This is a genomic window from Pseudomonas sp. SIMBA_068 (assembly GCF_046534705.1).
Taxonomy (GTDB): domain Bacteria; phylum Pseudomonadota; class Gammaproteobacteria; order Pseudomonadales; family Pseudomonadaceae; genus Aquipseudomonas; species Aquipseudomonas putida.
Genome location: NZ_JAWRYI010000002.1, coordinates 236,989 through 261,602 on the forward strand (window position 1 = coordinate 236,989; position 24,614 = coordinate 261,602).

The following is a 24,614-nucleotide window of genomic DNA, read 5'->3' on the forward strand; positions in this document are numbered from 1 at the left end:
GATTGCCTTTGACTAAGACTCACATTGAAAGGACACCCCCATGCAAACCCCAACTCCGCTCGAACACACCACCGTCTGGGGCCTGGTCAGCGAAGCCAGCCTGGTGGTCCAGGCCGTCATGCTGTGCCTGGCCCTGGCCTCGCTGCTCAGCTGGTACCTGATCATCCAGCGTGGCAGCCGTCTGCGGCGTAGCGAAGCGCACAGCCGGGCATTTCTCAAGCAGTTCCGCGAAAGCGAAGTCGGCCAGCTGTATCAGGGCATCAAGGCGCAACAGCCTCACGTCGATGCCGGGCTGCAGCAGCTTTTCGTTTCCGGCTACCAGGCGTTCCAGCAGCTGCAACCAGGCCAGCAGCCCGACAGCGTGCTGGAAGGCGTCGAACGCAGCCTGCTGGTGACCATCGCCGAGCAGGAAGAGCGCCTGGAGCAGGGCTTGCCGTTCCTGGCCACGGTCGGCTCGGTCAGCCCCTACATCGGCCTGTTCGGAACCGTGTGGGGCATCATGAATTCGTTCCTGGGTTTGTCCCAGGTGCAGCAGGCGACCCTGTCGACCGTGGCCCCCGGTATTGCCGAAGCGCTGATCGCCACCGCCATAGGTCTGTTTGCGGCGATTCCGGCAGTGATGGCCTACAACCGTTACTCGGCGCGCAGCCAGACCTTGATCAGCCGCTACTACGCCTTTGGCAACGAACTGCAAGGCCGCCTGCAACGGCGTTTGCAGGGCCACGCCAGCAACCTGGCGGCAGCGGCCTGAGGAGGAACACGCGATGCTCGCCAGACCCGTCCGCAAGCATGGCCTGAAGGCCGAAATGAACGTGGTGCCGTACATCGATGTGATGCTGGTGCTGCTGGTGATCTTCATGGTCACTGCACCGATGCTGGTGCAGGGCGTGCAGATCGAGCTGCCCAAGGTGGCCGCCGAGGCGCTGCCGGCACCCGGCCAGCAGCGCATCGTCACGCTCTCGGTGAAGGCCGATGGCAGCTACTACTGGAACCTGGGCAGCGAGGTCGACACCCGTAGCCAGACCGACAGCGCCGTCGACACCGCACAGATGCGCGACAAGATTGCAGCTATCGTCGCCCAGGACCCGCAGACCCAGGTGTACATGCGCGCCGACCGCAACACCGAATACGCCGCAGTGGTGGCCGGTATCGCCGAGTTGCAACGCGGTGGGGTCAGCCGCCTGGGCCTGATCACCGAGGCGCCGTGACCATGAGCAACCTGACTTTTGACCCTGCCAGCTGGCGCGACCACGGTATGGCGTTTGGCGTGGCGTGCGCCTTGCACGCGGGGTTGGCCTACCTGCTGTTCAACCTGTCGCATACGCCAGAGCTTGCGGCTTTACCAGCGTCCGTGATCCACACCCAGCTGGTGAGCTTGCCGGCACCTGTAGTGGTGCCTGAGCCGCCAGCGCCTGAGCCCGTGACCCAGCCTGTTGTCGAGAAACCTTCGTCGCCGCCACCAAAAGCCCAGGCACCGGTCGTGGATGAGGCAGCGTTGGCCCTCAAGCGTGTGCAGCAGCATAAGCGCGACCTACAACACAAGCGCGATCAACAACAGCGCCAGGAACAGGAGCAGGCCCGCAAGCAGCGCGAGGAGGCTGAGCGGCGCGAGCAGCAACTGGCGCAGCAAGAGCAGGCACGTCAGCAGCAGGCGCGAGAGGCTGCTGCCCAGGCCCGTGCGGCAGCCGAGGCGGCCAGCCGGCAGTACCTGCCCATCGCCAAGGAGGCCCCGGATTACCCGCAACGGGCGCTGGATCGCAATATCGAGGGGGAATGCACGGTCGCCTACACGGTCACGCCGCAAGGCCAGGTCAGTGACCCGCAGGTGGTCGGCCAGTGCCATCCGTTGTTCGTCAAACCGTCGCTGGCAGCGGCAAAGCGCTTCCGTTACCAGCCCCGGATGGTGAACGGGCAGGCGGTGGCGGTGGCCAATGTCAAAAATACCTTCACCTACAAGATTCGATGAATCCCGGCCGGAGGGGCATGTGCGTGGCGTTCATGAAGTGCGCGGTGGGCTTTGTTCAAGAAACTCTGAATCATTTTCCCCTGGCGGGAGTCGACCGAATGAAGCCCACAGACGGAGAACGTTCATGTCAAAACCCGATGACCCAAGACCCCAAGGCGAGATCGACGACACCGAAGACCGCATGGGCTCAGTCCACGAGCTGGATTTCAGCGAGCGCCGCGATGAACGCCAGGGCCGTATCGGCGACGAGCGTCCGGACCGCGAGGTAAACGAGGAATTCCCGCCCCGGCGTGTCGCTGAAGGTGGCATGACCGGGGGCGAGGCCCTCAGCGACAGCCTGCACGAAGACAATGTCACCCTCGACGACATGAGCCCGGATACGTTGTTCGATGAGAGCGGCGCCCGTGATCCCTACGAGCCGGGAACGGATGATGGCCCGGCGGACAAGACCTTGCGCGAGGTAGGGGCCAACGAGATCGGTGGCGGCATCGGCCTGGACGAGGCTGAACTGGCTCGCTCCGCGCCATTGGATGGCGAACCCTGGACCGATGATGTGGCCTCTGAAGACGACCGCAGAGAGCCCTGATACACGAGCAACGCTGTTTCTGCTTGCACCGTGGGTGCTCGTGCCGCTGTCCGGCACGGGCACCCACGGTGCATCAGCGTTTCTCGGCAGCCAGGCCGGCCTGCTGGCGCAACGCCTTGGCACGCTTTTCGAGGATCAGGTAGGTGACCACCGCCAACAGCAGCGGGATCAGGTAGTACAAGGTCCGATAGCCTAGCAGTGCCGCGACCAGGGTGCCCTGGCCGATCTGGCCGTGGAGCAGGGCAAGGAACACGGTCTCCAGCACGCCAAGGCCGGCGGGAATATGCGCCACTACGCCAGCCACGCAACTGATCAGCAATACCCCCAACACGGAGGGATACATCAGCTCCGGCGGCAGCAGCAGGTGGATCAGTGCCGCCATCAGCGCCCAGTTGCTTGCGCCCAGCGCCACCTGGCACAGCGCCAGGCGCAGGCTCGGCAGGGTTACATCATGGCCGCGCAGGCTCCACGTGCGCCGCTTGGCGAAGGCGCATGCGAGCAGGTAAGCCACCGCGACCGCCACCATCAACATGCCAATCAGGCGCAGGCCGCCAGAACCCACCGCCCAGCTTTCGGGCAGCTTGACCAGGCCCAAGGCGAACACCGTGCCGGCCAGCAGCAAATAGCCCATCCAGTTGGTCAATAGGCCCAAGGTGAGGATGCGGGTGATGGTCGCGGTATCCAGCCCCAGCCTGCCGTACAGGCGGTAACGCAGGGCCACGCCACCGACCCAGGTGGTGAAGCTGAGGTTGAATGCGTAGCAGACAAATGCCACTGGCAGCACCTGACGGGCCGGCAGGCGGTGGCCGGTGTAGGCACGGGCGAGCAGGTCGTAGCTGGCGAACACCAGGTAGCTGCACAGCGCCAGCAACAGGCCGAGGGCCAGGGTTGAGGGCCGGTATGCCAGCAGCGACTGGCGCACTTCGTTCCAGTCCAGATTGCGCGCCAGGGTGAACAGCAGCACCGGGATCAGTATCAGGAACAGCACGGTCAGAAGGCGTTTGCCCCAGGTCTTCCTATGTGGATTGGCCATCAGGTTTGGCCCTCGTGGTAGTCGACCGGGATTTCGCTGTCTGCTTGCAGCGACTGCAGGTGTTGCCTGTGTGCAGGGAACCAGCCGGCGATGCGCGGAAAATATCGGGTGAGGTGGAAGCCCAGGAAGATCAAGGGTGCACGCCACCAGTAGCCACGCACCGCACGTTCCAGGGTTACGGTCTTGCAATGCTCCTGGCTCAGCTCGCTCAAGTGGGTGTAAAGGCCATGGTTGAAAGCGCGGTCACGGACTACCAGGTTGGCCTCGAGGTTGAACGACAGGCTCAGCGGGTCAAGGTTGCTTGAGCCCACGGTGGACCAGTCGTCGTCCACCAGCGCCACCTTGCCGTGCAGCGGGCGCTTGCAGTACTCGTGGATGCGCACGTCGTCGCGCAGCAGGTAGTTGTAGAGCAGGCGCGAGAGCGCGCGGACCCAGCGCATGTCCGGTTGCCCCTGGAGGATCAAGGTCACCTCGACCCCGCGCCGGGCAGCGTTGCGCAGTTCGCGCAGCAGGCGATAGCCGGGAAAGAAGTAGGCGTTGGCGACCACGATGCGTCGCTTGGCCTGGCGGAAGGCTTGCAGGTAACAGACCTCGATATCGTTGCGATGGCGACCATTGTCGCGCTCCACCAGCACGGCGCTGGACGGGCCGGCAGCGGCGTTGGTCGGCTCCACTCGGGCCACGCTTTCCAGAACCGGCGCAAGCATTCTGCAGCAGGAGGCGTGCACCTGGGCAACCACGGGGCCGACGACTTCCACCGCATAGTCCTGCTTGGCCTGGGGCCCGAAGTCGCCAAGGTGGTCGGCGCTGTAGTTGATGCCGCCGATGAACGCGCGCTGCCCGTCGATCACCACGATCTTGCGGTGCAGGCGGCGGAACAGGTTGGTGCGCATGCCCGCCAGTCGTGGTTGCGGATCGAACGCGTGAAAGCGCACGCCGGCTGCTGTCATGGAGGAAATGAAATCGTCGGGAAGGTCTGCAGTGCCGTAGCCGTCAACCGCCACCTCGACCCGCACGCCACGCTGGGCGGCTTCGATCAGTGACTGGCGCAAGTCCTGGCCGACCTTGTCGTCGAAGATGATGAAGGTTTCCAGGAGGATTTCTTCGCGAGCCTCGGCCATGGCCTCGAACACGCGGGGATAGTACTGCTCGCCATTGATCAGCAGTTCGACGTGATTGCCGTTGCTCCAGGGCTGCTTCATAGCGTCACCTCGGCTACCAGCGGGGCATGGTCGGAGAGGTGCGACCAGGGGTAGCTGGACAACACCCGCGCCTTGCAGGTTTGCGCATTGCGAAGGTAAATACGGTCCAGGCGCAGCAGGGGCAGGCGGGCCGGAAAGCTGCGCGCCGGTTTGCCGAAGGCTTCGATCAAGTGCCCCGAAAGCCGCGCATCGGCTTTCAGGCGCCAGTCGTTGAAGTCGCCGGCGACGATGACCGGCTCCTCTGGCGGAAGGCTCTCGAGCAATGCCATGAGCAGGCTGACCTGACGCTGGCGATGGTTTTCGCGCAGGCCCAGGTGTACGCAAATGGCATGTAGCTGTTCATGGCCCGGCACTTCGAGCTGGCAGTGCAGCAGGCCGCGCTCCTCGTCGCCATGGACCGAAACGTCCAGGTTGTCGTAGGTGCGGATCGGGAATTTGGACAGCAGCGCATTGCCATGGTCGCCATGGGGGTAGGCCGCATTGCGCCCGTAGGCGAACTGTGGCCACATGCTGTCGGCAAGAAATTCGTATTGCGGGGTTTGCGGCCAGGCCGAGTGGCGCTCGGCATGGTGTTGGTGGCTGCCATGCACCTCTTGCAGGAACACCAGATCGGCGCCGGTGGCACGCACCGCCTCACGCAGCTCTGGCAGGATGAAGCGGCGGTTGAGCGGCGTGAAGCCTTTGTGAACGTTGAGTGTGAGCACCGTCAGGCGGTGCACGGCGGTGACCTTGTCGATAATGCAGTTGGGGGTGGGCAGGGTCCCGTTCATGGCTGCGCCCCCAGCCCCTTGCGGTAGGGCTTGTTGCGGGGTGGGCCATGGCGCCAACCGGAAATACCAATGCAGATTTCGCTCACGAGGGCTCCCTTTCGTTCGTGCACTCATCATTAGCGACCCGCGCAGTGGCAACAGGGTTCAGCAAGGTTGACGAGTGGAAGCGTGATGAAAGCGCTTCGACTGGCCACACCACGCTAGCGCTGCAGGTTATCCCGGGCGGCAGAGTCTCCATCCTCCTCAACAAGCGGCTGTGCGGCCGTTCCACAGCGGCTGCCCATCGCCTCATACGCCTTGCGAAGCTGATGGATCTGGCGGCTGTCGAGCGCTTCGAGATCCAGCACCGACTGCTCCGCAGTTTTTGTAGCGCGGATGAGTTCGTCGAGCTTCACGTGGATCATGTCGTTGTCCCGGTTCTGGGTGTTCTGGATAAGAAAAACCATCAGGAAAGTGATAATGGTCGTCGACGTATTGACGATGAGCTGCCAAGTGTCGTTGTAGTGAAACCAGGGGCCGGATGCAGCCCACATGGCAATCAGCACTACAGCGATGAGGAAGGTGCTCGGTTTACCGGCGTGCTTGGCGAGCCATTGGCAGAATTGCGCGAATTTCATGACTTTTCTCCAGTGATCTATAGCGTGTGACCACAGTGGAGCGCGAAAGCTCTGTAGATGAGGGTGTGCAGCCCACGTACCCCATGAACTTGGCCTAGAGTTAACGACACAAAAGATGGCGCAATCAATTATCGCTAAGAGCCACAACTATTTTCATCGGTAGGGGTCATTGTCGAAGCTGGCAAAAAAATCGATGAGCCGGCCAGGCCTTTTTTCAGGAGCAAACCGTACATGGCAGCACTGCAGAACAGCTCGTTCGAAGCAATCGTCGGTAATCAGCCGCAGTTGTTGGCGCAATGGCTCAGCGCCCTGGAAGCCAGCGGCGCGACCCGCAATATCCGTGAGCATGACTTGCGCCAGGAAACCCGAGACTTCCTGCAACTGGTGATCGACGCGCTGCGCAAGGAGGCAGGTACGCAGATTGGCGTAGAAGAATGGGAAGAAACGCGCCATTTCCTCGAAAAACTGTCTGCCAGCCGTGCGCAGGTTGGGCAGGAATCGCACCAGACAGCCAATTTCATCTTCGCCCTCAAAGGCCCGCTATTCACACTGCTGCAGGCCCACTACCGCGACCAGCCCGCGCTGTTGGCCGAACAGCTGTGGGAAATATCCCAACTGCTCGATGCATTCGGCTTGCACACCATCCGTACTTATCAGAAAAACCGCGAAGCCGTCATCAAGCGCCAGCAGGAAGAACTGCTTGAGCTGTCCACCCCGGTGGTCAAACTCTGGGAGGGCGTACTGGCCCTGCCGTTGATCGGCACACTCGACTCGCAACGCAGCCAGACAGTGATGGAATCGCTGCTGCAGCGCATCGTCGATACCGGCTCCGAAATTGCCATCATCGATATCACCGGTGTGCCGACTGTCGATACCCTGGTCGCCCAGCACCTGCTCAAGACCGTGACAGCTATCCGCCTGATGGGCGCCGATTGCATCATCAGCGGTGTTCGCCCGCAGATTGCCCAGACCATCGTGCACCTGGGCCTTGATCTGGGCACGTTGACCACCAAGTCCAACCTTGCGGACGCCTTGAAGCTGGCGCTTTCGCGTCTGGGTACCAGCACTGGCGAGAAGGTGTGAGGCGATGGAGCGTATTCCCATTCTGCAAATGGGTGAATTCCTGCTGGTAACCATTCAGGTCGACATGCATGACCAACTGGCGCTGCGCCTGCAGGACGACCTTACCGACCGCATCGACCACACCTCGGCCCGCGGCGTGCTGATCGATATTTCCGCGCTGGATATGGTCGATTCGTTCATCGGCCGCATGATTGCCAGTATCTCCGGCCTTTCCCGGATCATGGATGCCGAAACGGTTTTGGTCGGTATGCAACCCGCGGTGGCCATCACCCTCGTGGAGCTTGGCCTGACCCTGCCCGGCGTAAGCACAGCACTGAATGTCGATCGCGGCATGCACCTGTTGCGCCAGCGGGTAGGCCACTCATGAGCATCCGCCAAAGCGGCAGCCAGCCGGTACGCCTGGAGCAGGACGTGGTACTGGCCCGTCAGCTGACCCGCAAGATTGCCACCGACTGCGGCATGCGGTTGGTCGACCTCACCAAACTGGTCACGGCTGTCAGTGAGCTGGCACGTAACACCGTGGTATACGGTGGCGGCGGTGACATGGACTGGGAAGTCATCGAGGAAGCCGGGCGGGTAGGCCTGCGCTTGGTATTTCGTGACGAGGGGCCGGGTATCGCCGACGTCAAACTGGCGCTTACCGATGGCTGGACGTCCGGCGGCGGGCTGGGCCTGGGGTTGACCGGCGCGCGCCGACTGGTAGACGAATTCGAACTGGACACCACCCCCGGGCAAGGTACCCGGGTAACGATCACACGATGGGCCTGAACCTGGCAGCGAGTTTGACCCAGGTGCTGCGCCTTGATGACCCCAGCCAGGTCGGCCATGCCCGGCGTGTTGCCCAGAGGCTGGCCGAGCAGCTTGGTTTCACTGCCGCCGACGCCGGCCGGGCGGCCATTGTCGCCACCGAGCTTGCCAGCAATGTGCTCAAGCACGCCGAGCGTGGTGAATTGCATCTTCGCGTTCTTGCGCATCACGCCCACCCGGGTATGGAACTGGTGGCGGTGGACCGTGCACAAGGGTTCGACCTGGCCAACTGCCTGGCCGATGGCTACTCCACCGGCGGCACCCAAGGCATCGGGCTGGGGGCGGTCAGCCGCCTGGCGCAGGTATTCGATGTGCATGCGGACGCGAAGGGCGCGGTGGTACTGGCGCGCCTCTACCGGCAGGGCCATACGGGCAGGGACATACGCATTGGCGTGACCCAGCATTCGCTGCACGATGACCCGGCCTGCGGTGATAGCTGGCATGTGACGCTGGCCGAACAACGTATCAGCGCAGTACTGATCGATGGGCTTGGCCATGGCGAGGAGGCCGAGCGTGCGGCCAAGGCGGGTGTGCAGGCCTTTACCCTGGCGCCCTTCAGCGCGCCGGAGCAGTTGCTTGGCGAACTGCACCATGCCATGGCCGGCACCCGCGGCGGTGCGGTTGCCATCGCCCGGTACGATGGTGCTGTTGACCACCTGTCGTTCATCGGCATCGGCAATATCGGCGCAACCTTGGTCGGCCGCGAACGGCCGCGCGGCCTGGCCTCGCACCCCGGCATCGTCGGTGGGCAATACCGCAAGGGCCAGGTGTTCGACTACGCTCACGTGAAAGGAAATCTGTTGATCATGTTCAGTGACGGCCTGCAGTCGCGTTGGAGCCTGCAAACCTACCCCGGCCTCGTGCACCGCCACCCGGCGGTCATCGCTGCCGTGTTGCATCGCGATTTCTGCCGTGGGCGGGACGATGTGACGGTGTTGGTCATCGACCTGGAGACCGTGCATGGCTGAATCATCCAGCAACAGTGTCGAGCAGGCCGACCTCATCGCCCGGTTGCAGGCGGAAAACCAGGCGCTGCGCGCCGAACTGGAGGACACCAACCAGGGAGTGCTGGCGCTGTATGCCGAGCTGGACACCCAGGCTGAGCAACTGCGCCAGGCTTCGGACCTGAAAAGCCGCTTCCTTTCCTACATGAGCCACGAGTTCCGCACGCCGCTGGGTTCGATCCTGAGCATCACCAGCCTGCTCGCCGACGAGGTGGACGGGCCGTTGAGCAAGGAGCAGCAGTTGCAGGTGGCGTTCATCAGCACGGCAACGCGAGAGCTGGGCGACATGGTCGACGACCTGCTTGACCTTGCCAAGATCGAAGCTGGCCGCATTACCATTTCGCCTGCCTGGTTCGATATGCTCGACCTGTTTGCGGCTTTGCGCGGCATGTTCCGCCCGATCGTCGACACCGGCGCGGTGGACCTGATCTTCGAAGAGCCGCAAGGCCTGCCGAAGATGTATACCGATGACAAGAAGCTGGCGCAGATCCTGCGCAACTTCATTTCCAACGCCCTGAAATTCACCACCTGTGGCGAGGTGCGTGTGTCGGCGCAGCTGGTGGGTAGCGACCAGGTGCGTTTTGCCGTGAGCGATACGGGTATCGGGATTGCCCCCGAGCTGCTCGGTGGTTTGTTCGAAGATTTCGCCCAGATTGACTCGCCGCTACAGAAACGCTTGCGTGGCACGGGGCTGGGGCTGTCGCTGTGCAAGCGTTTTGCGGCGCTGCTGGGCGGCGAGGTGGGAGTTGAAAGTACGCCCGGCAGCGGATCATCGTTCTTTGTCATCCTGCCTATGGCGCTGGCCCAGGAGAGCGCTGATGAACGCTGACATCCGCCTGCTGATCGTTGACGACAATGTCGCCACACGCTATGCGCTGCGTCGCCGGCTGGCATTGCATGGATACACCGTGACGGAGGCAGGCACCGGTGGCGCGGGGCTGGCGCTGATCGGTAGCGAGCATTTCGATGCCCTGATCCTGGACGTCAACCTGCCGGACATGAGCGGCTTCGATATCGTCCGCCTGCTGCGTGCCAAGCCCGAGACCGCCTTGCTGCCGGTGATCCACGTGTCGGCGGCGTCGATCCAGACGGGTGACATCATTACCGGGCTAGACGCAGGCGCCGATGCCTACCTGGTTCACCCCGTGGATGCCGATGTGCTGGTGGCCACGCTGCGTACCTTGCTGCGGGTGCGCGACACCGAGCGGGCCTTGCGGGACAGCGAGGCCAGTTTTCGGGAAATCTTCACCAATGTGTCAGCCCCGATCGCCGTAATTGACGACAGGCTGAAGGTGCATGAATGCAACCATGCCTTCGAGCAGCTGACCCAGGACAATCACAACCCCGAGGCGCTGCAGGAATGCTTTGCCGAAGACCAGCAAACCGTCATCGCCGAGTTGCGTCAGCACCTGCTTGCGGGGCAGCGCTGGCGTGGCACGTTGGCCATGCACGTGGGCGGCATGCCCAGGGATACCGAATGGCAGCTATCGCCCTACCGGGCGCCTGGGTTGTGCCTGGTGTTCGTCGAAGACGTCACCGAGCATCGCCACCGCGAGCGCTCGCACCTGGCGCGCCTTGAGGACGCCAACACCCAGTTGGCCCGGGAAACGGCCCAGCGCGAACAGACCGAGGCGCAGCTGCTGCAACTGCAGAAGATGGATGCCCTGGGCAGTCTTACTGGTGGCATCGCCCATGACTTCAACAACCTGTTGACCGGCATCATCACCAGCCTGGAGCTGATTCGCAAACGGGTGGCAGAGAGCCGTATCGAAAAGGTCCCTGCATACGCCGACGCGGCCCTGAGCTCTGCCATGAGCGCTGCCTCGCTGACCCATCGGCTGCTCGCCTTCGCACGGCAGCAGCCTCTGGACACGCGGCCGGTGGATATCAACGAGCGGGTACGCTCGCTGGAAGAACTGATCAACCGCACCATCGGTGAGAGAATCGTGCTGAAACTGGAGCTGTCCCGTGAGCCGACGATCGCACTGGTAGACCCGATCCAGCTGGAAAGCGCGGTGCTCAACCTGGTGATCAATGCCCGCGATGCCTTGGCCAAGGGCGGGCATATCTGGGTGAATACGGCGGCGAGCTTCTCACTCGGCGACCCCAACCTGCAGGACGGCCCTTATGTTGCGGTGACGGTACGCGATGATGGCTGTGGCATCGCGCCAGAGCTGCTGGAAAAGGTATTCGACCCGTTTTTCACCACCAAGCCGTTAGGGCAGGGTACCGGGCTTGGGCTGTCGACCATCTACGGTTTTGCTCGCCAGTCGGGCGGACACGTGGCGATCCACAGCGTGCCGGGGCGGGGCACTGAAGTCATCCTCATGCTGCCCGCCAGCAACCAGCAGGAATCCTGCGAGCAGCGCATACCGCAAGCCGATCAGCAAGGGGCCGGTGAACATGTGCTGGTGGTGGAGGACATGGCCTCGGTACGCCTGTCAGTGGCAGAAGTGCTGGCCGATGCCGGGTACCGGTGCACCTTGGCCGAAACCATCGAGCAGGCACTTGACCATCTGCGTGAAGAGGCCGGCATTCAGTTGCTGCTCACCGATGTCGGCCTGCCTGGGATCAGTGGGCGCGAGCTTGCCGATATGGCGCGGGCCTATCGCCCAAGGTTACCGGTGCTGTTCATGACCGGCTATGCGGAGACGGCCCTGGACCGCCAGGCGTTTCTGGGCAGTGGAATGGACATGCTGATCAAGCCGTTCCAGATCAGCGAACTGCTCGCCAAGGTACGCCGGGCACTTGATCAGGCGACATGAAGGGCATGGCTGATTGTTTCGGCGTTGCTTCGACTGTGTGGGCTCAAGCCGCGAATACCGGCCAGCCCGAGTCGGGTTATCGCAGTGGAACGACGCGTCGTAACGGAAAGTCAAAAGCTGATCGACAACTCTACCAGGCTACCTGCGCAGATGACCTTCATCGTCTGGTTCGCCATGCTGGGCATGGTCTTGCTGCTACTCGCGCTTTCATCCTCCTATCTACGCTGGATGCCGGTGACATCCTCTGTGGTGTGCCTTGCCCTGGGCGTCGGGCTCGGATCGTCCGGGCTGGGCTTTCTTCATCTGGATGTCAGCAAGTCCAGTGAATGGATGGAGCACCTGACCGAGGTCGCGGTGCTTTTTTCGCTGTTCTTCAGCGGTTTGAAGCTGCGCCTGCCCTTGCATGACCGCCGATGGTTGGCCGCGTTTTACCTGGCAGGGCCTGTGATGATGATGTGCATCGGTGGCGTAACGCTGGTGTTGCACTACGGCCTGCACCTGGAATGGGGTGTTTCGGTGCTGATCGGGGCGATCCTCGCACCCACAGACCCAGTGCTTGCGACACTGGTGCAGGTGGCCGATGCCCAGGACGAAGATCCTGTGCGTTTCAGCTTGTCCGGGGAGGCGGGCCTGAACGATGGAGTGGCCTTTCCCTTTGTCATCCTTGGGTTGTTCCTGCAACAGAACACCGGGCAGGCCTGGCTCGCTGACTGGTTGATGAAGGACATGCTATGGGCAGTAACTGCTGGTTTGCTTCTTGGCTACTGGATGGGGCGTGGGCTGGGCAAACTTACGCTGTTCCTGCGGCTGCGCAACGACGACAGTACCGTATCGCCCAATGATTACCTGGCCTTGGCATTGATCGCGCTGGCCTATGTGCTCGCCGAATCGATTCAGGCCTATGGGTTTCTCGCGGTGTTTGCTGCGGGGCTGGGCTTGCGCCAGGCGGAGGTTCACACGTCCAGCAGCCCACAACAGCCGGCCGCCGAACACCTTGTGCAGCCGGTGGTAGGCCATCAGCATGTAGCGCCGGAGTTGGCCGTGACAGGTGATGTGAAAGGGCTGGACGATTCTCAGGTTGCAGCGGGGATCATGCTGGGGGACATGCTGGCCTTCGGAAGCCTGATCGAGCGAGCAATGGAGGTGTTCCTCGTGACCTTGCTCGGGGTGGTGCTTATAGAGCATTGGGACTGGCGAGCGTTACTGGTCGCCGGTGCGTTGTTCCTGCTGATTCGTCCCTTCAGCATTGCCCTGTTCCCCATTCGGGGGCTGGTGGATATTCGGCAACGTGGGCTGCTTGGATGGTTTGGCATCCGCGGTATCGGCAGTTTCTACTACCTTTTCCATGCCCTTAACCATGGGCTGCTCCCAGGCTATGCGGTACTGAGCACCAACCTGGTGTTGTCAGTGGTGGCGTTGAGCATCCTGCTGCACGGGTTGAGCGTTCAGCCGCTGCTTGCCCGATACGAAGCATGGAAGAAGCGGGCGTCATGAGGACATGGACAGTGCCGGGTCGGCGCTGGCAGTAATATCAGCGAGCGCCACCGGCGTTAATCCACACTGCATATGCCGACTTCAATGCTTGTGGGAGGTGAGGCAGTTCCCGCTTCATCGCTGTCCGCCCTTGAGCGGTGGGTACCCACTCCGTCAACCAGGCGACCAGCAATACCCGGGTAAGGGGGCAGGGCGCCACCTGGCGTTCGAGCTCATCGGCGATCTCGCCGAGCCATTCGAGCTCTGCGTCCAGTTGCATGATCGGATCAGTCATGAAAGTCGCTCCCTGGATTCAAGCGGTACCTGACAAGAACAGAGTGTTGTACTGACAGTAAGGTTCAGTGGCCCCGTAATTATCGACTAGCGCTGGAACAGAACTGCCTGGGAATAGCGCTCCGACTGAACCTGCATCGTGTCGGCCGGGTCGCATGTTCACATTCACAGCAAAAGGAAGTTGGCGATGAAAGCGATGACTCGACTGTTCACTGGCTTGGCATTGGTAGGTGCCATGGGTGCTTCTTGCGCGTGGGCTGATACGCCCGGTGCTGACTGGAAGGTCAGCAAGGATCAGGCTGAAGCCACGTTGAAAGGCGCCGGCTACACGCAAATTACCAAGATCGAAGCCGACGACGGCCACTGGGAAGGTGAAGGCATGAAGGCTGACGGCAAGCAGTACGAATTCCAGGTTGATCCGCACGACGGCAAGATCATCAAGGATGAACTGGATAACTGATCGCCTGGTGGTGAAGGGTTGCCCGCGCTCGCCTAGCCAGATCGCTGATCCGGCTAGGCGTGTTTGATTCAAGCGGCGGGCCGCTCGCTCTTGAGCACTTTTTTCTGGGTCTCCATGGCGCGCCCCAGCGCCTCTAATTGATCTTTACCGAGCAGCTTCTTCGCGGTGGGGAAGAGCTCGCCTTCCTCTTCCTCGATGTGATGCTCAAGCAGCTCTTTCATCACCTTCACTCGACCTGCGAATTCGAGCGTGCCGGTCTGGGTTTGAAGCAGGTCAGGGAGTACCAGTGCGTCAACTGTCCGGTGTTCTTCTTTGGCCTCGTAATACATCTTGGCCTCCTCTTTACCACCGGCTTGCTTGATCGCTGGATAGAGAATGTCCTCTTCCAACGCGGTGTGGACTTGCAGTTCCTGCTCAATGCGGTGCAGCAAGTCAGCGCGTTTTTTTACAGCACGTTCAGTGGTCGATGAGAGTTCTTCCAGCAGTTTCTTGACCACTTTATGATCTTGAATCAGCAGATCGATGGCATTCATGGAGGTACCTCGTCACGGGCGGATAAATACTGGCTTCCCAGGAGTTGAGTGGCCGACAGCGGCAGGGTTCAACAAGGATGATGATTGGCGTAGGGCCGATCTGTTTCGAGGCCAGCCACAGCTGGCCTCGGTATTGTCATCAGAGGATGGGTTTCCCGCCGGTTACTCCGTACCGTGAGCCCGAGATGTAACTCGCTTCATCAGAGCCCAACAAGACGTAGATCGGGGCTACTTCCACCGGTTGCCCAGGCCGCCCCATCGGGTAGCTCGAACCGAAGTTTCTGACGGCTTCATCGGGCATGGTGGCAGGAATCAGCGGCGTCCAGATCGGGCCGGGTGCTACGCTGTTGACCCGAATGCCTTTCTTGCCCAACAGTTGGGCAAGGCCTGCGGTGAAGTTGGCAATGGCGCCTTTGGTGGCGGCATACGCCAGCAGGCTGGGTGACGGATCGTCAGAGTTGACCGAGCTGGTGTTGATGATCGAACCGCCTCTTGGCATCGAGGGCAACGCCCGCTGGCAGATGCGGAAAATGGCGGTGATGTTGGTATCGAAGGTCTTCACCCAATCATCATCGTCAATCTCGTCCAAGCCCTCATGAGCCATCTGGAACGCGGCGTTGTTGACCAGAATATCGATACGACCGAACTGCGCCACGGTCTTGTCGACGATGTCGTAGCAGTGCTGTTTCTGCGCAAGGTCGCCTGGCAGCAGCAGGCATTGGCGGCCAGCGGCTTCGACCCAGCGCGCCGTCTCCTGCGCATCTTCGTGCTCATTCAGATAGGCAATGGCAACGTCAGCACCTTCGCGAGCGTAGGCAATCGCTACTGCACGCCCGATCCCGCTGTCGGCGCCGGTGATCAAGGCGATTTTGCCTTCCAGGCGGTTGTGGCCGGTGTAGGTTTGCTCACCACAATCCGGATACGGTTCCATTTTGCGTTGTGAGCCCGGCACGCTTTGTGGTTGGGACGGGAATGGAGGGGTAGGGTAGTCGATCATGGAAGATGCTCCTGCAGTTGGGAACGGTCATTACCGTTCGAAGCGTGCGCGAAGCCAGCGTTTAGGTGGGTCATCGGTCTACGCGACGAGCGGTTGGCAAGCGCATTCCCAATGAATTTTCGGTCAGCAGAGTACTCTATCCCTGACGGGTCTTGCGCTGTAATGGGCGAGGCATACGATATCCAGGAGTATCCACGTGCCTCGAATCATCACGCCCACCACGCCGGAACACGAAATCGACCAAAGGAATGCGAAGCTGTTCGGTACGCCGAAAGAGCGGCTGGATTTCTATCGGCGCGAAATCCAGTATGAAACCACCATTCTGGCCAACCGCACTGACGCTTATCTCGCTGCCCAGTCGTTCCTGGTGATCGCGTTCGTATCATCGATGAGCAACCTGAACCAGAGCTGGGGCGAAATGTTCACCTTGATGGTGCCGGCTTTTCTCGCACTGCTTGGCGTGCTAAGTACGTTGAATGCCTGGCCAGGCATCCGTGCCGCCTTCCGGATCATCGAGCACTGGCAGATGAAACAGAGCCACTTGCTGCGCAGCGAGCCGATGATGGGCCTGGCCTATGACGAGTCGCCGTTGTTCTGCGAGGCAGAAACCTCTCAGGCGGGGCACCGCAAATCACTGCTGTTTTCCCTGCGCACGCCCTGGATCTTCCTGTGCTTCTGGATTTTGCTGGGCAGCTATTCGGTTTATATCCAGCTGGCATGACCAGCGCCTTCTGGTCGGCGTCAAATGCGACCAGGGGGCGCTGGAAAGAAGCACACTCAGCTTGCCAGTGCCTTGATCAATTGCTCATTGAAGGCGGGGATATCATCTGGCTGGCGGCTGGTGATCAGGTTGCCGTCCACCACCACCTGTTCATCTACCCACGTGCCACCCGCGTTGCGGATGTCGTCCTGCAGTGTCTTGTAGCTGGTCATGCGCTTGCCTTTGGCCAAGCCACTGGACACCAGCAACCAGGCACCGTGGCAGATGACGGCCAGCGGCTTGCCAGCCGCGTCATGGCTTTTTACCAGATTCTGCGCGGCAGAAATGATGCGGATGGTGTCGGAGTTCTGCACGCCGCCAGGCAGCACCAAGGCGTCGTAGAGGTCGAGGTCGGCGCCCTCGAACGTCGCATCTACGGTGAAGGCGTCGGCGGGCTTGTCATGGTTCCAGCCCATGACCGTACCTTCTTTTTCGCCCAGAATATCAACCACCGCACCGTTGTTTTCCAGTGCCTCGCGCGGGCCGGTCAGTTCCACCTGCTCGAAGCCATCAGTGACCAGAAACGCCACGCGTTTGCCGTTCAGTTGTGCACTCATCGTTTAGCTCCTTTTACCTATAGACCTCAGATAGGGGCCGGCACGGCGAGGTAAAGTTCCAGCGCGGTGCTCAGCGGCTCACATCAGCGGTGCATGCGTTGCGAGCGGGTGATGAAAAAACTTCGAGGCCATGTCCCCTTCATATGTGGTCAGGGCCCAGGGTGCCCGCCGCAGCGCCTGGTACGAGGATGACCTTGCGGCAGTCGTCCTGCTTCTGATCGAACATCTTGTAGCCCATGGCCGCTTCTTCGAGTGCCAGGCGGTGGGTGACGATCAGTTCCGGTTGCAGGCGTCCTGCCTGGATGTGCTCCAGCAGCTCCGGTAGGTATTTCTGGACATGGGTCTGGCCCATCTTGAAAGTCAGACCTTTGTCGAAGGCGTCGCCGAACATGAAGGCATGGATGAAGCCGGCGTAAACACCTGGGACGCTGACAACGCCGCCGCGACGCACTGCAGCAATGCTCTGGCGCAGCGCCTTGCCGCTGCTACCTTCGATCTTCAGTGCCGTCATTACTGTTTCGGCAGTGCTGCCTTTGGCTTCAAAGCCAACCGCATCGATTACCGCATCAACGCCACGCATGCCTGACGTGTGACGGATGATGCTGTCAGCGGGATCGTCGTCCTGCTCAAAGTTGATGGGGACAACACCGTAAGCTTTCTGGGCATACGCCAGGCGGTAATCGTTGTCATCGACCATGAAGATGGTCTGGGCACCGAGCATTCGTGCACAGGCGGCACTCAGCAACCCCACTGGCCCGGCGCCGTAGATGGCAACCGATGAACCCTGGCCAATCTCGGCATTGATGACCGCCTGCCACGCGGTCGGCAGAATATCGGACAGGAAAAGGACCTTGTCATCGGCCAGGTCGGTGGGGACCTTGAAAGGGCCGACGTTACCTTTGGGTACCCGGACGTAGTCAGCTTGACCGCCAGGGATGCCGCCATATAAATGACTGTATCCAAACAGTGCCGCGCCCGGAGGAATGCCCTTCTTGTTGACGATTGAGCCGCGCCCGGTGTTGGTGGTTTCGCAGGCGGCAAACAGATCGTGCTGACAGAAGAAACAACTGCCGCAGGCGATGACAAAGGGAATTACTACCCGATCGCCAATCTGCAGATTTGTAACTGCACTTCCGGTGTCCTCGACGATTCCCATGAACTCATGGCCGAAGATATCCCCGGCCTCGGTTTCTGGAATCTTTCCTCGATACAGATGTAGGTCAGAACCGCAGATCGCCGTGGCGGTGACCCTGAGGATGATGTCGTCTGCTTCCTTGATAATGGGATCAGGGACGTTATCGACCCTGACGTCGTTTGCTCCGTGGTAGGTCAACGCTCTCATGGACGTCAGCTCCTGCAGCCGTAAGGTTTCTGGGCGGGTATGCAAGGGAAGCCATGTGGGGCATCAAAGTTCACACCAACAAGTCCGACGGTATGAAAGCTGAGGGGGTTGAGTTCGATACTGGCCACCAGGACGCCTGGTTCCGAGCCCCCGCCGGATCACAGCACTTTGTCGAGTGTGATCGGTAACGCCCTTACACGCTTGCCCGTAGCATGGTAGACAGCGTTGGCCACCGCGGCAGCCACCCCGACAACGCCGATTTCACCCACGCCCTTGGAGCCCAGTTCATTAACGATGTCATCGTTCTCTTCAACGAAGATCACCTCGATATCCCCAATGTCTGCGTTGACCGGGATGTGGTATTCCGCCAGGTCGTGGTTGACGATGCGGCCCAGCCGATGGTCGGTTAACGCCTCTTCGTGAAGGGCCATGCCCACACCCCACACCACGCCTCCCAGGATCTGGCTGGTTGCAGTCTTTGGGTTGACCACCCGTCCTGCCGCCACGGCGCTGACCACCCGGGTCACCTTGATGGTGCCGAGGTCCTCGTCAACGTGGACTTCCACGAACACCGCCGAATGAGTGGCGGTGGAGAACAGTTGGCGCCTGGCGCCTGGCTCGGCATCGATCTGCACTTCGAAACCAGCATCCGCGGCGCTGGCGACGATGTCTCCCAAGGCCAGGCGAAGGCTGCCGGCGTACAGGTAGCCATCAGCGAAAACGATCTGCTCCGTGGGTGTATTGGCGAGCTCTGGGTATGTGTTGCGCGCGTGTTCCAGCACTTTGCTGCGTAGCACAAGGCAGGCTTGACGCACGGCCGAACCCACTGACGACACGGTGAACGATCCGCCCTGAAGTGGCGCAGTGGGCAGCGAGGAGTCGCCCAGCACGAAGGTGATATCCTGCACCCTGACCCCGGCAGCGTCGGCGGCGATCTGAGTCATGACGGTGTAGGTGCCGGTTCCAATGTCGGTGGTGGCGCTGCTGACAGTCAGCTGGCCCTGTGCATCGATGCGGGCCTTGGCGCTGGCTTTCATCTGCATCGCTTCCCAGACGCCGCCAGCCATGCCCCAACCCACCAACTGATGGCCATTGCGCATGCTGCGAGGCTGCGGGTTGCGGTTTACCCAGCCGAAACGGTCGGCGCCTTGCTGGTAACACGCCAGCAACTCCTTGCTGGAATAGGGCTTGCCCTCGTTGGCATTGTTGGCGGCGAAGTTGCGCCGGCGCAAGTCGAGCGGGTCGATCTGCGCTGCGCAGGCGAGTTCATCCATGGCGCATTCCAGCGCTATCATCCCGGAGGCAGCGCCGGGTGCGCGCATGTCCAGCGGGGTGTACACATCCAGTGGGGCCAAGCGATAGCTGAGCGCAACGTTGTCACACTGGTAGAGCATGCCGCTCCATTCCACCAGATGCTCGGTGAAGTCCTCGAAGCGGGATGTCTGGCCAAGTGCATCGTGGGCAATTGCCAGCAGCCGGCCGTGCGCGTCTGCGCCCAGGCGCAGCCGCTGTTCGGTGCGGGGCCGGTAGCCGAAGGTGAACATCTGCTGGCGCGTCAGCGTGACGCGCACCGAGCGTTGCAGGTGCAATGCCGCCATCACTGCCAACGGCAGCTGGTACTGCGGGCGCAAGCCCGAGCCGAAGGCACCACCGACAAATGCCGCACGCACCCTGATGTCGGCCTTTGGCAGGCCGAACACCTTGTGCAGATAGTCCTGGCAGTTTTGCGTACCCTGGGTCTTGTCGTGGATTTCCAGGGTGCCGTCCATTTTGTAGAGCACGGTCGACGCATGTGGCTCCATCGGGTTGTGATGCTCATTAGCGGTCAGGTAAGTGGCATCTACCTGCAGCGGTGCACCGGGGAATTGCGCGACAAAGTCGCCACGCGGTGCCGGTGTCTCGGCCGGTGCTTCATGCGATTGCGGGCTGGCACCCAGGTCTGTCTGGTGGGCCTCTTCTTCATACTCGATATTGATCAGCGACCCTGCATACCGCGCCAGTTGCAAGGTGTCAGCCACCACCAGGGCCAACGGTTGCCCGCTGTAAAGCACGCGGTCGTTGAACAGCGGCCGAAACGGCGACCCCTCGGCCGAGTCGGCGTCACTGTAGTCGTCGTCGTAACCGGAAATGTGCGGCCGGTGGCGATGGTCGAGCACGGCGATCACCCCGGGCACGCGGGTTGCCAGGGCACTGTCGATCTTGAGTACCCGGCCTCGGGCGATGGTACTGGACACGACACTGCCATGAAGCAGCCCGGCCTCGGTGTACTCACCCGCATAGCGTGCCTGCCCGGTGACCTTGGCCACGCCGTCCACGCGGTCCAAGGGCGTGCCGACCAACGGTGTGGTTCTGTTCATGGTCGTGCCCCCCTGCCTGCAGCGCCCTGTGCCGCCTCGTTCAATGCCCGCACGCTAGCCCGCTGCGCGAGCGTTACCTTGAAACCGTTGTGGCTCAGGGGCTGTGCACCTTGCAGCAGCATTTGCGCGGCCTGGGTGAAAAGCGCTTCGCAAGGCACCTGGCCGATCAGCATGCGCTCCACATCCGGAACTCGCCAGGGCTTGTGGGCAACACCGCCCAGGGCCAGGCGAGCCTGCTGTATCACCTCGCCATCGAAACGCAGGGCAGCGGCAACCGACACCAGCGCGAACGCATAGGATGCCCGGTCCCGAATTTTCAGGTATCGGTAGTGGTGCTCAAATAGCGGGGGCGGCAGCTCGATGCCTGTCACCAGTTCATCGACTGCCAGTTGATTGTCGCGCTCGGGGGTGTCCTCGGACAGGCGATGGAAATCTGCGAAGGGTATCTGGCGTTCACCGGACGGCCCTTGTACATGCACCACGGCTTCGAGCGCTGCCAATGCCACGCACATGTCCGAGGGGTGGGTCGCGACGCAGGCAGCGCTGGCGCCAAGAATGGCATGGATACGGTTCAGGCCATCACGCGCGGGGCATCCGCTGCCGGGTTCACGTTTGTTGCAGGGGGTGCCGGTGTCATAGAAGTAGTAGCACCGGGTACGTTGCAGCAGGTTGCCACCGGTGCTTGCCATGTTTCTCAACTGCGGGGATGCCCCTGCCAGGATGGCTTCTGACAGCAGTGGATAGAGCTGCTGGATCATCGGATGCCAGGCCAGGTCGGCGTTGCTTACCAATGCGCCGATCAGCACGCCAGCGTTGGCGGTGGCGTGGATACCGTTCAGCCCAATGCCTGAGATGTCGATCAGCCGTTCGGGCCGAACCACGTTTTCCTTCATCAGGTCGACGAGGTTGGTACCACCGGCAATGAAGCGCGAGCTGGGGTCTGCCAGGCTGATTGCCTCGCTGACCGATGCAGGCTTGTGGTAGCTGAAAGGCGTCATGGGTTCGTCCCTCCCTGTGTGGCTTGGGGCCGGTCGTTCATTGACGGCAGGGCTTCCTCCACTGCAGCGACGATGTTGCTGTAGGCACCGCAGCGGCACAGGTTGCCGCTCATCTGTTCGCGAATGGCCTGTGGGGTGTTGGCATGGCCTTCGTTTGCCAGGCCCACTGCGGAGCAGATCTGGCCCGGGGTGCAGTAGCCGCACTGGAAGGCATCATGGCGGATGAAGGCGCGTTGCAGGGGGTGCAGTTCGCCGCCGCTAGCCAGCCCTTCGATAGTCACCAGGTGGGCGCCTTCGCACATGACGGCGAGGGTGAGGCATGCATTGATGCGCTTGCCATCACGCAATACCGTGCAGGCCCCACACTGGCCGTGGTCGCAGCCTTTCTTGGTGCCTATCAGGTCCAACTGCTCACGCAGCAGGTCGAGCAATGTTGTCCAGGGAAGGACCAGCAGTGATCGGGGCTGACCATTGATGGTCAGGCCAATGCGGTGCTCTTCGGCACCCACGGGGGCGGTTGCGCTCATGGAAGGTCCTCACGGTCAGGGTTCGCACAGTTGGCTGTGTCTCTGTCGTGCGACCGGCCGGGCCGGAAAAACGTTCAGCCGACTTGCCAGGCTGCAGGGCAGCACCCTCTCTCGCGCTGATTACCATTGCGGCCCAAGCCTCGGCCCCGGGTTCAGTGGCTGGGGTTGATCGTGCCGTTTCATTTTGATCGCCAGGTAAGCGTCATAGATCACACACGCTGAACTACCGCCGTCCCGCCTGCGTCCTCCGAATGAATGCCCAGTAATGAGGGCATTCGCTCATTACTCAGTTACGAGGGCGTAACGATGGACAAGACCGATCAAGGCTCGACGTCTTCACCTGGCAGCACTCAGGATCACGCGCAGGCCATCACCGAAGAGGCCGGTGCGCTGCTAGGTGAAGCCAGGCAGAAAGGCAGCGAGCAATTCGAGCACTACCGCGATACCGCAGCCGATCAGCTTGATTCGCTGGAGCAAGGCGCACGCTCAGCCGCGCAAGCACTGCAAGAAAACGACACCTTCGGGTTATCGCAGTACCTGAGCCAGGCAGCTGGGTGCGTGGGCGACTTGGCCGCGCAGCTGCGTCATGAAAACGCCGAGAGCCTGCTGCAGCGCGGTGCCCAGTTGGCACGGAGCAACCCGGCGCTGTTTTTGGCAGGTAGCGTCGCACTTGGCTTTGCCGTGTCGCGGTTCATGCGGGCCAGCGCCACTCATGGTCAGGCTACCGCCGCGTCATCGGACGAATGGCGCCACCCCCGGCCTGCGCAGCCTGTGACGCCGGATCGCGGTAGCGACGTATCCACCCGCAAACCTTACACCCCCATCGACCCGATCGGGCCAGGCGCCGGTACGCCGGTCAGTGGTAGCCCGTTCGAGCGTGATCCACTCAAAGGAGGTGAATGATGAACAAGGACCCCTTGCAAACCACCCCGGGATTACGCTCGGCGGACGAAGACGCGGTCGGTGTCGGTGGCCTGCTGCGTCAGCTGATGCGGGAAGTACCGGAGCTGTTCACCAAGGAACTGGCGTTGGCAAAGGCCGAGCTTCAGCACAACCTGGCTACCCTGAAAGCCGGGACGGCGGCCGTTGCAGCGGGGGCTGTGGTGATTCTGGCGGGTTTCATCATCCTGTTGCTGGCGGCAGTCTATGCCCTGGCAATGGTGGTCGAGCCCTGGTTGGCTGCGTTGATCGTCGGCGCAATTACCGTGGTGATCGGTTTCATCATGCTGCAGTCGGGCAAGAAGCAGTTCGAGCCCGCGCATCTGGCACCTGATCGCACCTTGCATGCCATGCAACAGGACAAGGATACGTTGAAGAGGAAACTGCCATGACCACTTCCTTCGAACATGACGCGCACAAAGACCCGGACCTGCTCGAGCAGGAAATCAACGCCAGGCGCGAGCACATCAGCGATCTGGTGGATGCCCTCGAACAGCGCCTGAGCCCTGGCCAGATGGTCGATCGGCTATTGGCCTATGCAAAGGGCAATGGCGGTGAGTTCTTCCAGAACCTTGGCACCACGCTCAAGAACAACCCCGTACCCGCTACCCTCACCGTACTGGGCCTGGCCTGGCTGGGCTTGAACCAGAACCGCCCCTTCAACCCCGGGCCCGCGCATCAGGGGCCTGGGTTGGGTGAGAAGATCGCAGACGCAGTGGACACGGTGAAGGATGCCTTTGCCCATGCAGGGGAGGCGGTGCACGATGCCAGCCAGGCGGTGCGCATGAAAGCCCATGACGTGCGTGACCGGGCAGGTGAACTTGGCAGCAGTGCGCGGGACTCGATGGGTGCTTCTGCAGATAACCTGCGTCACTCAGCGCACAAGGTCGCAGACCAGACCACGGCGCTGAAAGGGCAGTTCGATCAGATGCTCCACGAGCAACCGATGGTATTGGCCGCCTTGGGGATAGCGCTGGGCGCGGCATTGGGGGCGGCGTTGCCCAGTACCCGCAAGGAAGATGAACTGATGGGCGCCAGTAGTGACCGGTTGACCGACGCGCTCAAGGCCAAAGGTAGCGAGTTGAAGACGTCGGTCGAAGAATCGATGGATCAGGCGGGTGGCAACGCATCGGCGCGAGCAGGGGGCAAACCGGAAGGCACTGACCTTTCTGACGGGCTTGGCTTCACGCCTTGAGCCTGATGGATGTTCACAGGCAGCTCCATGGGGGGCCGTCCCTTAGGAGGATGGCCCTCACCGCCAAGCAGGTGCAGGACCGGGTTGCCGCTGGCAGCAATTGAGCTCGGGCGCCGCCAGCGCTGTCACCTCACGGTACCGGTACGGGTGAAACTCACACAGAATGATGTACCCGTTTCGTTCGTGGAACTCACTGCCACATCGCCGTCATGGGCCCTGGCTATTTCCCGAACAATGAAAAGGTCAAGACCTAAGCTTCTCAGGTCAGTGTCCAGCTTGCTCACTCTGGTCATTGGCTCAAAGAGGTTACCTACCGAAGATTCGGATATGGCTGTGCCCCCCCATACCT

At 61.6% G+C, this 24,614-nt stretch carries 29 protein-coding genes; 16 read left to right on the forward strand and 13 right to left on the reverse strand.

What is annotated here, in order from left to right; translation table 11 throughout:
- Positions 1 to 40 precede the first annotated feature (40 nt).
- The 4 genes from tolQ to SB756_RS07135 all read left to right on the forward strand — a co-directional run bounded on the left by tolQ (position 41) and on the right by SB756_RS07135 (position 2,552).
- On the forward strand, positions 41 to 751 hold the full coding sequence (gene tolQ / locus SB756_RS07120; RefSeq protein ID WP_063425936.1) for a protein TolQ: 711 nt from the start codon (positions 41 to 43) through the stop codon (positions 749 to 751).
- Positions 752 to 764: 13 nt separating this feature from the next.
- On the forward strand, positions 765 to 1,208 hold the full coding sequence (gene tolR, locus SB756_RS07125) for a protein TolR (protein ID WP_410910516.1): 444 nt from the start codon (positions 765 to 767) through the stop codon (positions 1,206 to 1,208).
- A gap of 2 nt (positions 1,209 to 1,210) precedes the next feature.
- A complete protein-coding gene (locus tag SB756_RS07130) occupies positions 1,211 to 1,966 on the forward strand; it encodes an energy transducer TonB (protein WP_410910517.1) in 756 nt (251 codons plus the stop codon).
- A gap of 124 nt (positions 1,967 to 2,090) precedes the next feature.
- Positions 2,091 to 2,552, forward strand: a complete 462-nt coding sequence (locus SB756_RS07135) for a phosphotransferase system, HPr-related protein (RefSeq protein WP_410910518.1) — start codon at positions 2,091 to 2,093, stop codon at positions 2,550 to 2,552.
- A 73-nt stretch (positions 2,553 to 2,625) separates the two neighbouring features.
- Here SB756_RS07135 and SB756_RS07140 read toward each other — a convergent pair whose 3' ends face one another.
- The 4 genes from SB756_RS07140 to SB756_RS07155 form a co-directional block, all read right to left on the reverse strand.
- Positions 2,626 to 3,585 (reverse strand): lysylphosphatidylglycerol synthase domain-containing protein, encoded by a 960-nt coding sequence (locus SB756_RS07140; RefSeq protein ID WP_410910519.1) that lies wholly within the window; start codon positions 3,583 to 3,585, stop codon positions 2,626 to 2,628.
- On the reverse strand, positions 3,585 to 4,787 hold the full coding sequence (clsB, locus tag SB756_RS07145; protein ID WP_410910520.1) for a cardiolipin synthase ClsB: 1,203 nt from the start codon (positions 4,785 to 4,787) through the stop codon (positions 3,585 to 3,587). The genes SB756_RS07140 and clsB overlap by 1 nt, the downstream gene beginning before the upstream one ends.
- Positions 4,784 to 5,557, reverse strand: coding sequence for an endonuclease/exonuclease/phosphatase family protein (locus SB756_RS07150; RefSeq protein ID WP_341795845.1), 774 nt, complete (start codon positions 5,555 to 5,557; stop codon positions 4,784 to 4,786). The genes clsB and SB756_RS07150 overlap by 4 nt, the downstream gene beginning before the upstream one ends.
- 200 nt (positions 5,558 to 5,757) lie before the next feature.
- Entirely contained in the window at positions 5,758 to 6,174 is a 417-nt protein-coding gene (locus tag SB756_RS07155; RefSeq protein WP_341795844.1) for a low affinity iron permease family protein, read from the reverse strand.
- A 231-nt stretch (positions 6,175 to 6,405) separates the two neighbouring features.
- Between SB756_RS07155 and SB756_RS07160 the strand changes: the two genes are divergently transcribed.
- The 7 genes from SB756_RS07160 to SB756_RS07190 all read left to right on the forward strand — a co-directional run bounded on the left by SB756_RS07160 (position 6,406) and on the right by SB756_RS07190 (position 13,327).
- Positions 6,406 to 7,257 carry an STAS domain-containing protein gene (locus SB756_RS07160; protein WP_410910521.1) on the forward strand — a complete coding sequence of 284 codons (852 nt, stop codon included), beginning with the start codon at positions 6,406 to 6,408 and terminating at the stop codon, positions 7,255 to 7,257.
- 4 nt (positions 7,258 to 7,261) lie between these two features.
- Positions 7,262 to 7,624 (forward strand): STAS domain-containing protein, encoded by a 363-nt coding sequence (locus SB756_RS07165; RefSeq protein ID WP_043196515.1) that lies wholly within the window; start codon positions 7,262 to 7,264, stop codon positions 7,622 to 7,624.
- Entirely contained in the window at positions 7,621 to 8,025 is a 405-nt protein-coding gene (locus SB756_RS07170; protein ID WP_197897583.1) for an anti-sigma regulatory factor, read from the forward strand. The genes SB756_RS07165 and SB756_RS07170 overlap by 4 nt, the downstream gene beginning before the upstream one ends.
- Entirely contained in the window at positions 8,016 to 9,032 is a 1,017-nt protein-coding gene (locus tag SB756_RS07175) for an ATP-binding protein (protein WP_410910522.1), read from the forward strand. The genes SB756_RS07170 and SB756_RS07175 overlap by 10 nt, the downstream gene beginning before the upstream one ends.
- The gene (locus tag SB756_RS07180; RefSeq protein ID WP_341795841.1) at positions 9,025 to 9,897 is read left to right on the forward strand and encodes a sensor histidine kinase; all 873 of its coding nucleotides are present in this window, start codon (positions 9,025 to 9,027) and stop codon (positions 9,895 to 9,897) included. Before SB756_RS07175 ends, SB756_RS07180 begins: the two co-directional genes overlap by 8 nt.
- Complete coding sequence (locus tag SB756_RS07185) at positions 9,887 to 11,833, forward strand: response regulator (RefSeq protein ID WP_410910523.1); 1,947 nt, start codon at positions 9,887 to 9,889, stop codon at positions 11,831 to 11,833. Before SB756_RS07180 ends, SB756_RS07185 begins: the two co-directional genes overlap by 11 nt.
- 150 nt (positions 11,834 to 11,983) lie before the next feature.
- The gene (locus tag SB756_RS07190; RefSeq protein ID WP_341795839.1) at positions 11,984 to 13,327 is read left to right on the forward strand and encodes a cation:proton antiporter; all 1,344 of its coding nucleotides are present in this window, start codon (positions 11,984 to 11,986) and stop codon (positions 13,325 to 13,327) included.
- A 37-nt stretch (positions 13,328 to 13,364) separates the two neighbouring features.
- Here the strand turns inward: SB756_RS07190 and SB756_RS07195 are convergent, their stop codons facing one another.
- A complete protein-coding gene (locus tag SB756_RS07195) occupies positions 13,365 to 13,601 on the reverse strand; it encodes a hypothetical protein (RefSeq protein ID WP_341795838.1) in 237 nt (78 codons plus the stop codon).
- 186 nt (positions 13,602 to 13,787) lie between these two features.
- Here SB756_RS07195 and SB756_RS07200 point away from each other — a divergent pair, with 186 nt between their 5' ends.
- Positions 13,788 to 14,060 (forward strand): PepSY domain-containing protein, encoded by a 273-nt coding sequence (locus SB756_RS07200; RefSeq protein ID WP_016500096.1) that lies wholly within the window; start codon positions 13,788 to 13,790, stop codon positions 14,058 to 14,060.
- Positions 14,061 to 14,128: 68 nt separating this feature from the next.
- Here the strand turns inward: SB756_RS07200 and SB756_RS07205 are convergent, their stop codons facing one another.
- Both SB756_RS07205 and SB756_RS07210 read right to left on the reverse strand, forming a co-directional pair.
- Positions 14,129 to 14,593: a hemerythrin domain-containing protein gene (locus SB756_RS07205; protein ID WP_341795836.1), complete on the reverse strand. Its 465-nt coding sequence runs from the start codon at positions 14,591 to 14,593 to the stop codon at positions 14,129 to 14,131.
- A 139-nt stretch (positions 14,594 to 14,732) separates the two neighbouring features.
- The gene (locus SB756_RS07210; RefSeq protein WP_410910524.1) at positions 14,733 to 15,590 is read right to left on the reverse strand and encodes an SDR family oxidoreductase; all 858 of its coding nucleotides are present in this window, start codon (positions 15,588 to 15,590) and stop codon (positions 14,733 to 14,735) included.
- 196 nt (positions 15,591 to 15,786) lie between these two features.
- Here SB756_RS07210 and SB756_RS07215 point away from each other — a divergent pair, with 196 nt between their 5' ends.
- Positions 15,787 to 16,311: a hypothetical protein gene (locus SB756_RS07215; RefSeq protein ID WP_341795834.1), complete on the forward strand. Its 525-nt coding sequence runs from the start codon at positions 15,787 to 15,789 to the stop codon at positions 16,309 to 16,311.
- Between the two features lie 56 nt (positions 16,312 to 16,367).
- Here the strand turns inward: SB756_RS07215 and SB756_RS07220 are convergent, their stop codons facing one another.
- From SB756_RS07220 to SB756_RS07240, 5 genes are all read right to left on the reverse strand, one after another.
- On the reverse strand, positions 16,368 to 16,907 hold the full coding sequence (locus tag SB756_RS07220) for a type 1 glutamine amidotransferase domain-containing protein (RefSeq protein WP_341795833.1): 540 nt from the start codon (positions 16,905 to 16,907) through the stop codon (positions 16,368 to 16,370).
- 139 nt (positions 16,908 to 17,046) lie between these two features.
- On the reverse strand, positions 17,047 to 18,249 hold the full coding sequence (locus tag SB756_RS07225; protein ID WP_341795832.1) for a zinc-dependent alcohol dehydrogenase: 1,203 nt from the start codon (positions 18,247 to 18,249) through the stop codon (positions 17,047 to 17,049).
- 158 nt (positions 18,250 to 18,407) lie between these two features.
- Positions 18,408 to 20,606: a xanthine dehydrogenase family protein molybdopterin-binding subunit gene (locus SB756_RS07230; RefSeq protein ID WP_410910525.1), complete on the reverse strand. Its 2,199-nt coding sequence runs from the start codon at positions 20,604 to 20,606 to the stop codon at positions 18,408 to 18,410.
- Entirely contained in the window at positions 20,603 to 21,604 is a 1,002-nt protein-coding gene (locus tag SB756_RS07235) for an FAD binding domain-containing protein (protein ID WP_410910526.1), read from the reverse strand. Before SB756_RS07235 ends, SB756_RS07230 begins: the two co-directional genes overlap by 4 nt.
- The gene (locus tag SB756_RS07240) at positions 21,601 to 22,131 is read right to left on the reverse strand and encodes a (2Fe-2S)-binding protein (protein ID WP_049273873.1); all 531 of its coding nucleotides are present in this window, start codon (positions 22,129 to 22,131) and stop codon (positions 21,601 to 21,603) included. Before SB756_RS07240 ends, SB756_RS07235 begins: the two co-directional genes overlap by 4 nt.
- Before the next feature lie 306 nt (positions 22,132 to 22,437).
- On the opposite strand from SB756_RS07240, the gene SB756_RS07245 reads away from it, so the two are divergent.
- Genes SB756_RS07245 through SB756_RS07255 form a run of 3 tightly spaced genes read left to right on the forward strand, consistent with a single transcriptional unit; the run spans position 22,438 to position 24,265 of the window.
- Positions 22,438 to 23,034, forward strand: coding sequence for a hypothetical protein (locus SB756_RS07245; RefSeq protein ID WP_410910527.1), 597 nt, complete (start codon positions 22,438 to 22,440; stop codon positions 23,032 to 23,034).
- Positions 23,034 to 23,462, forward strand: coding sequence for a phage holin family protein (locus SB756_RS07250; protein ID WP_197897593.1), 429 nt, complete (start codon positions 23,034 to 23,036; stop codon positions 23,460 to 23,462). The genes SB756_RS07245 and SB756_RS07250 overlap by 1 nt, the downstream gene beginning before the upstream one ends.
- Positions 23,459 to 24,265, forward strand: a complete 807-nt coding sequence (locus tag SB756_RS07255; RefSeq protein ID WP_341795827.1) for a DUF3618 domain-containing protein — start codon at positions 23,459 to 23,461, stop codon at positions 24,263 to 24,265. Before SB756_RS07250 ends, SB756_RS07255 begins: the two co-directional genes overlap by 4 nt.
- Before the next feature lie 125 nt (positions 24,266 to 24,390).
- On the opposite strand, the gene SB756_RS07260 is transcribed toward SB756_RS07255, so the two are convergent.
- Positions 24,391 to 24,558 (reverse strand): hypothetical protein, encoded by a 168-nt coding sequence (locus tag SB756_RS07260; RefSeq protein ID WP_410910528.1) that lies wholly within the window; start codon positions 24,556 to 24,558, stop codon positions 24,391 to 24,393.
- Positions 24,559 to 24,614: the final 56 nt, after the last annotated feature.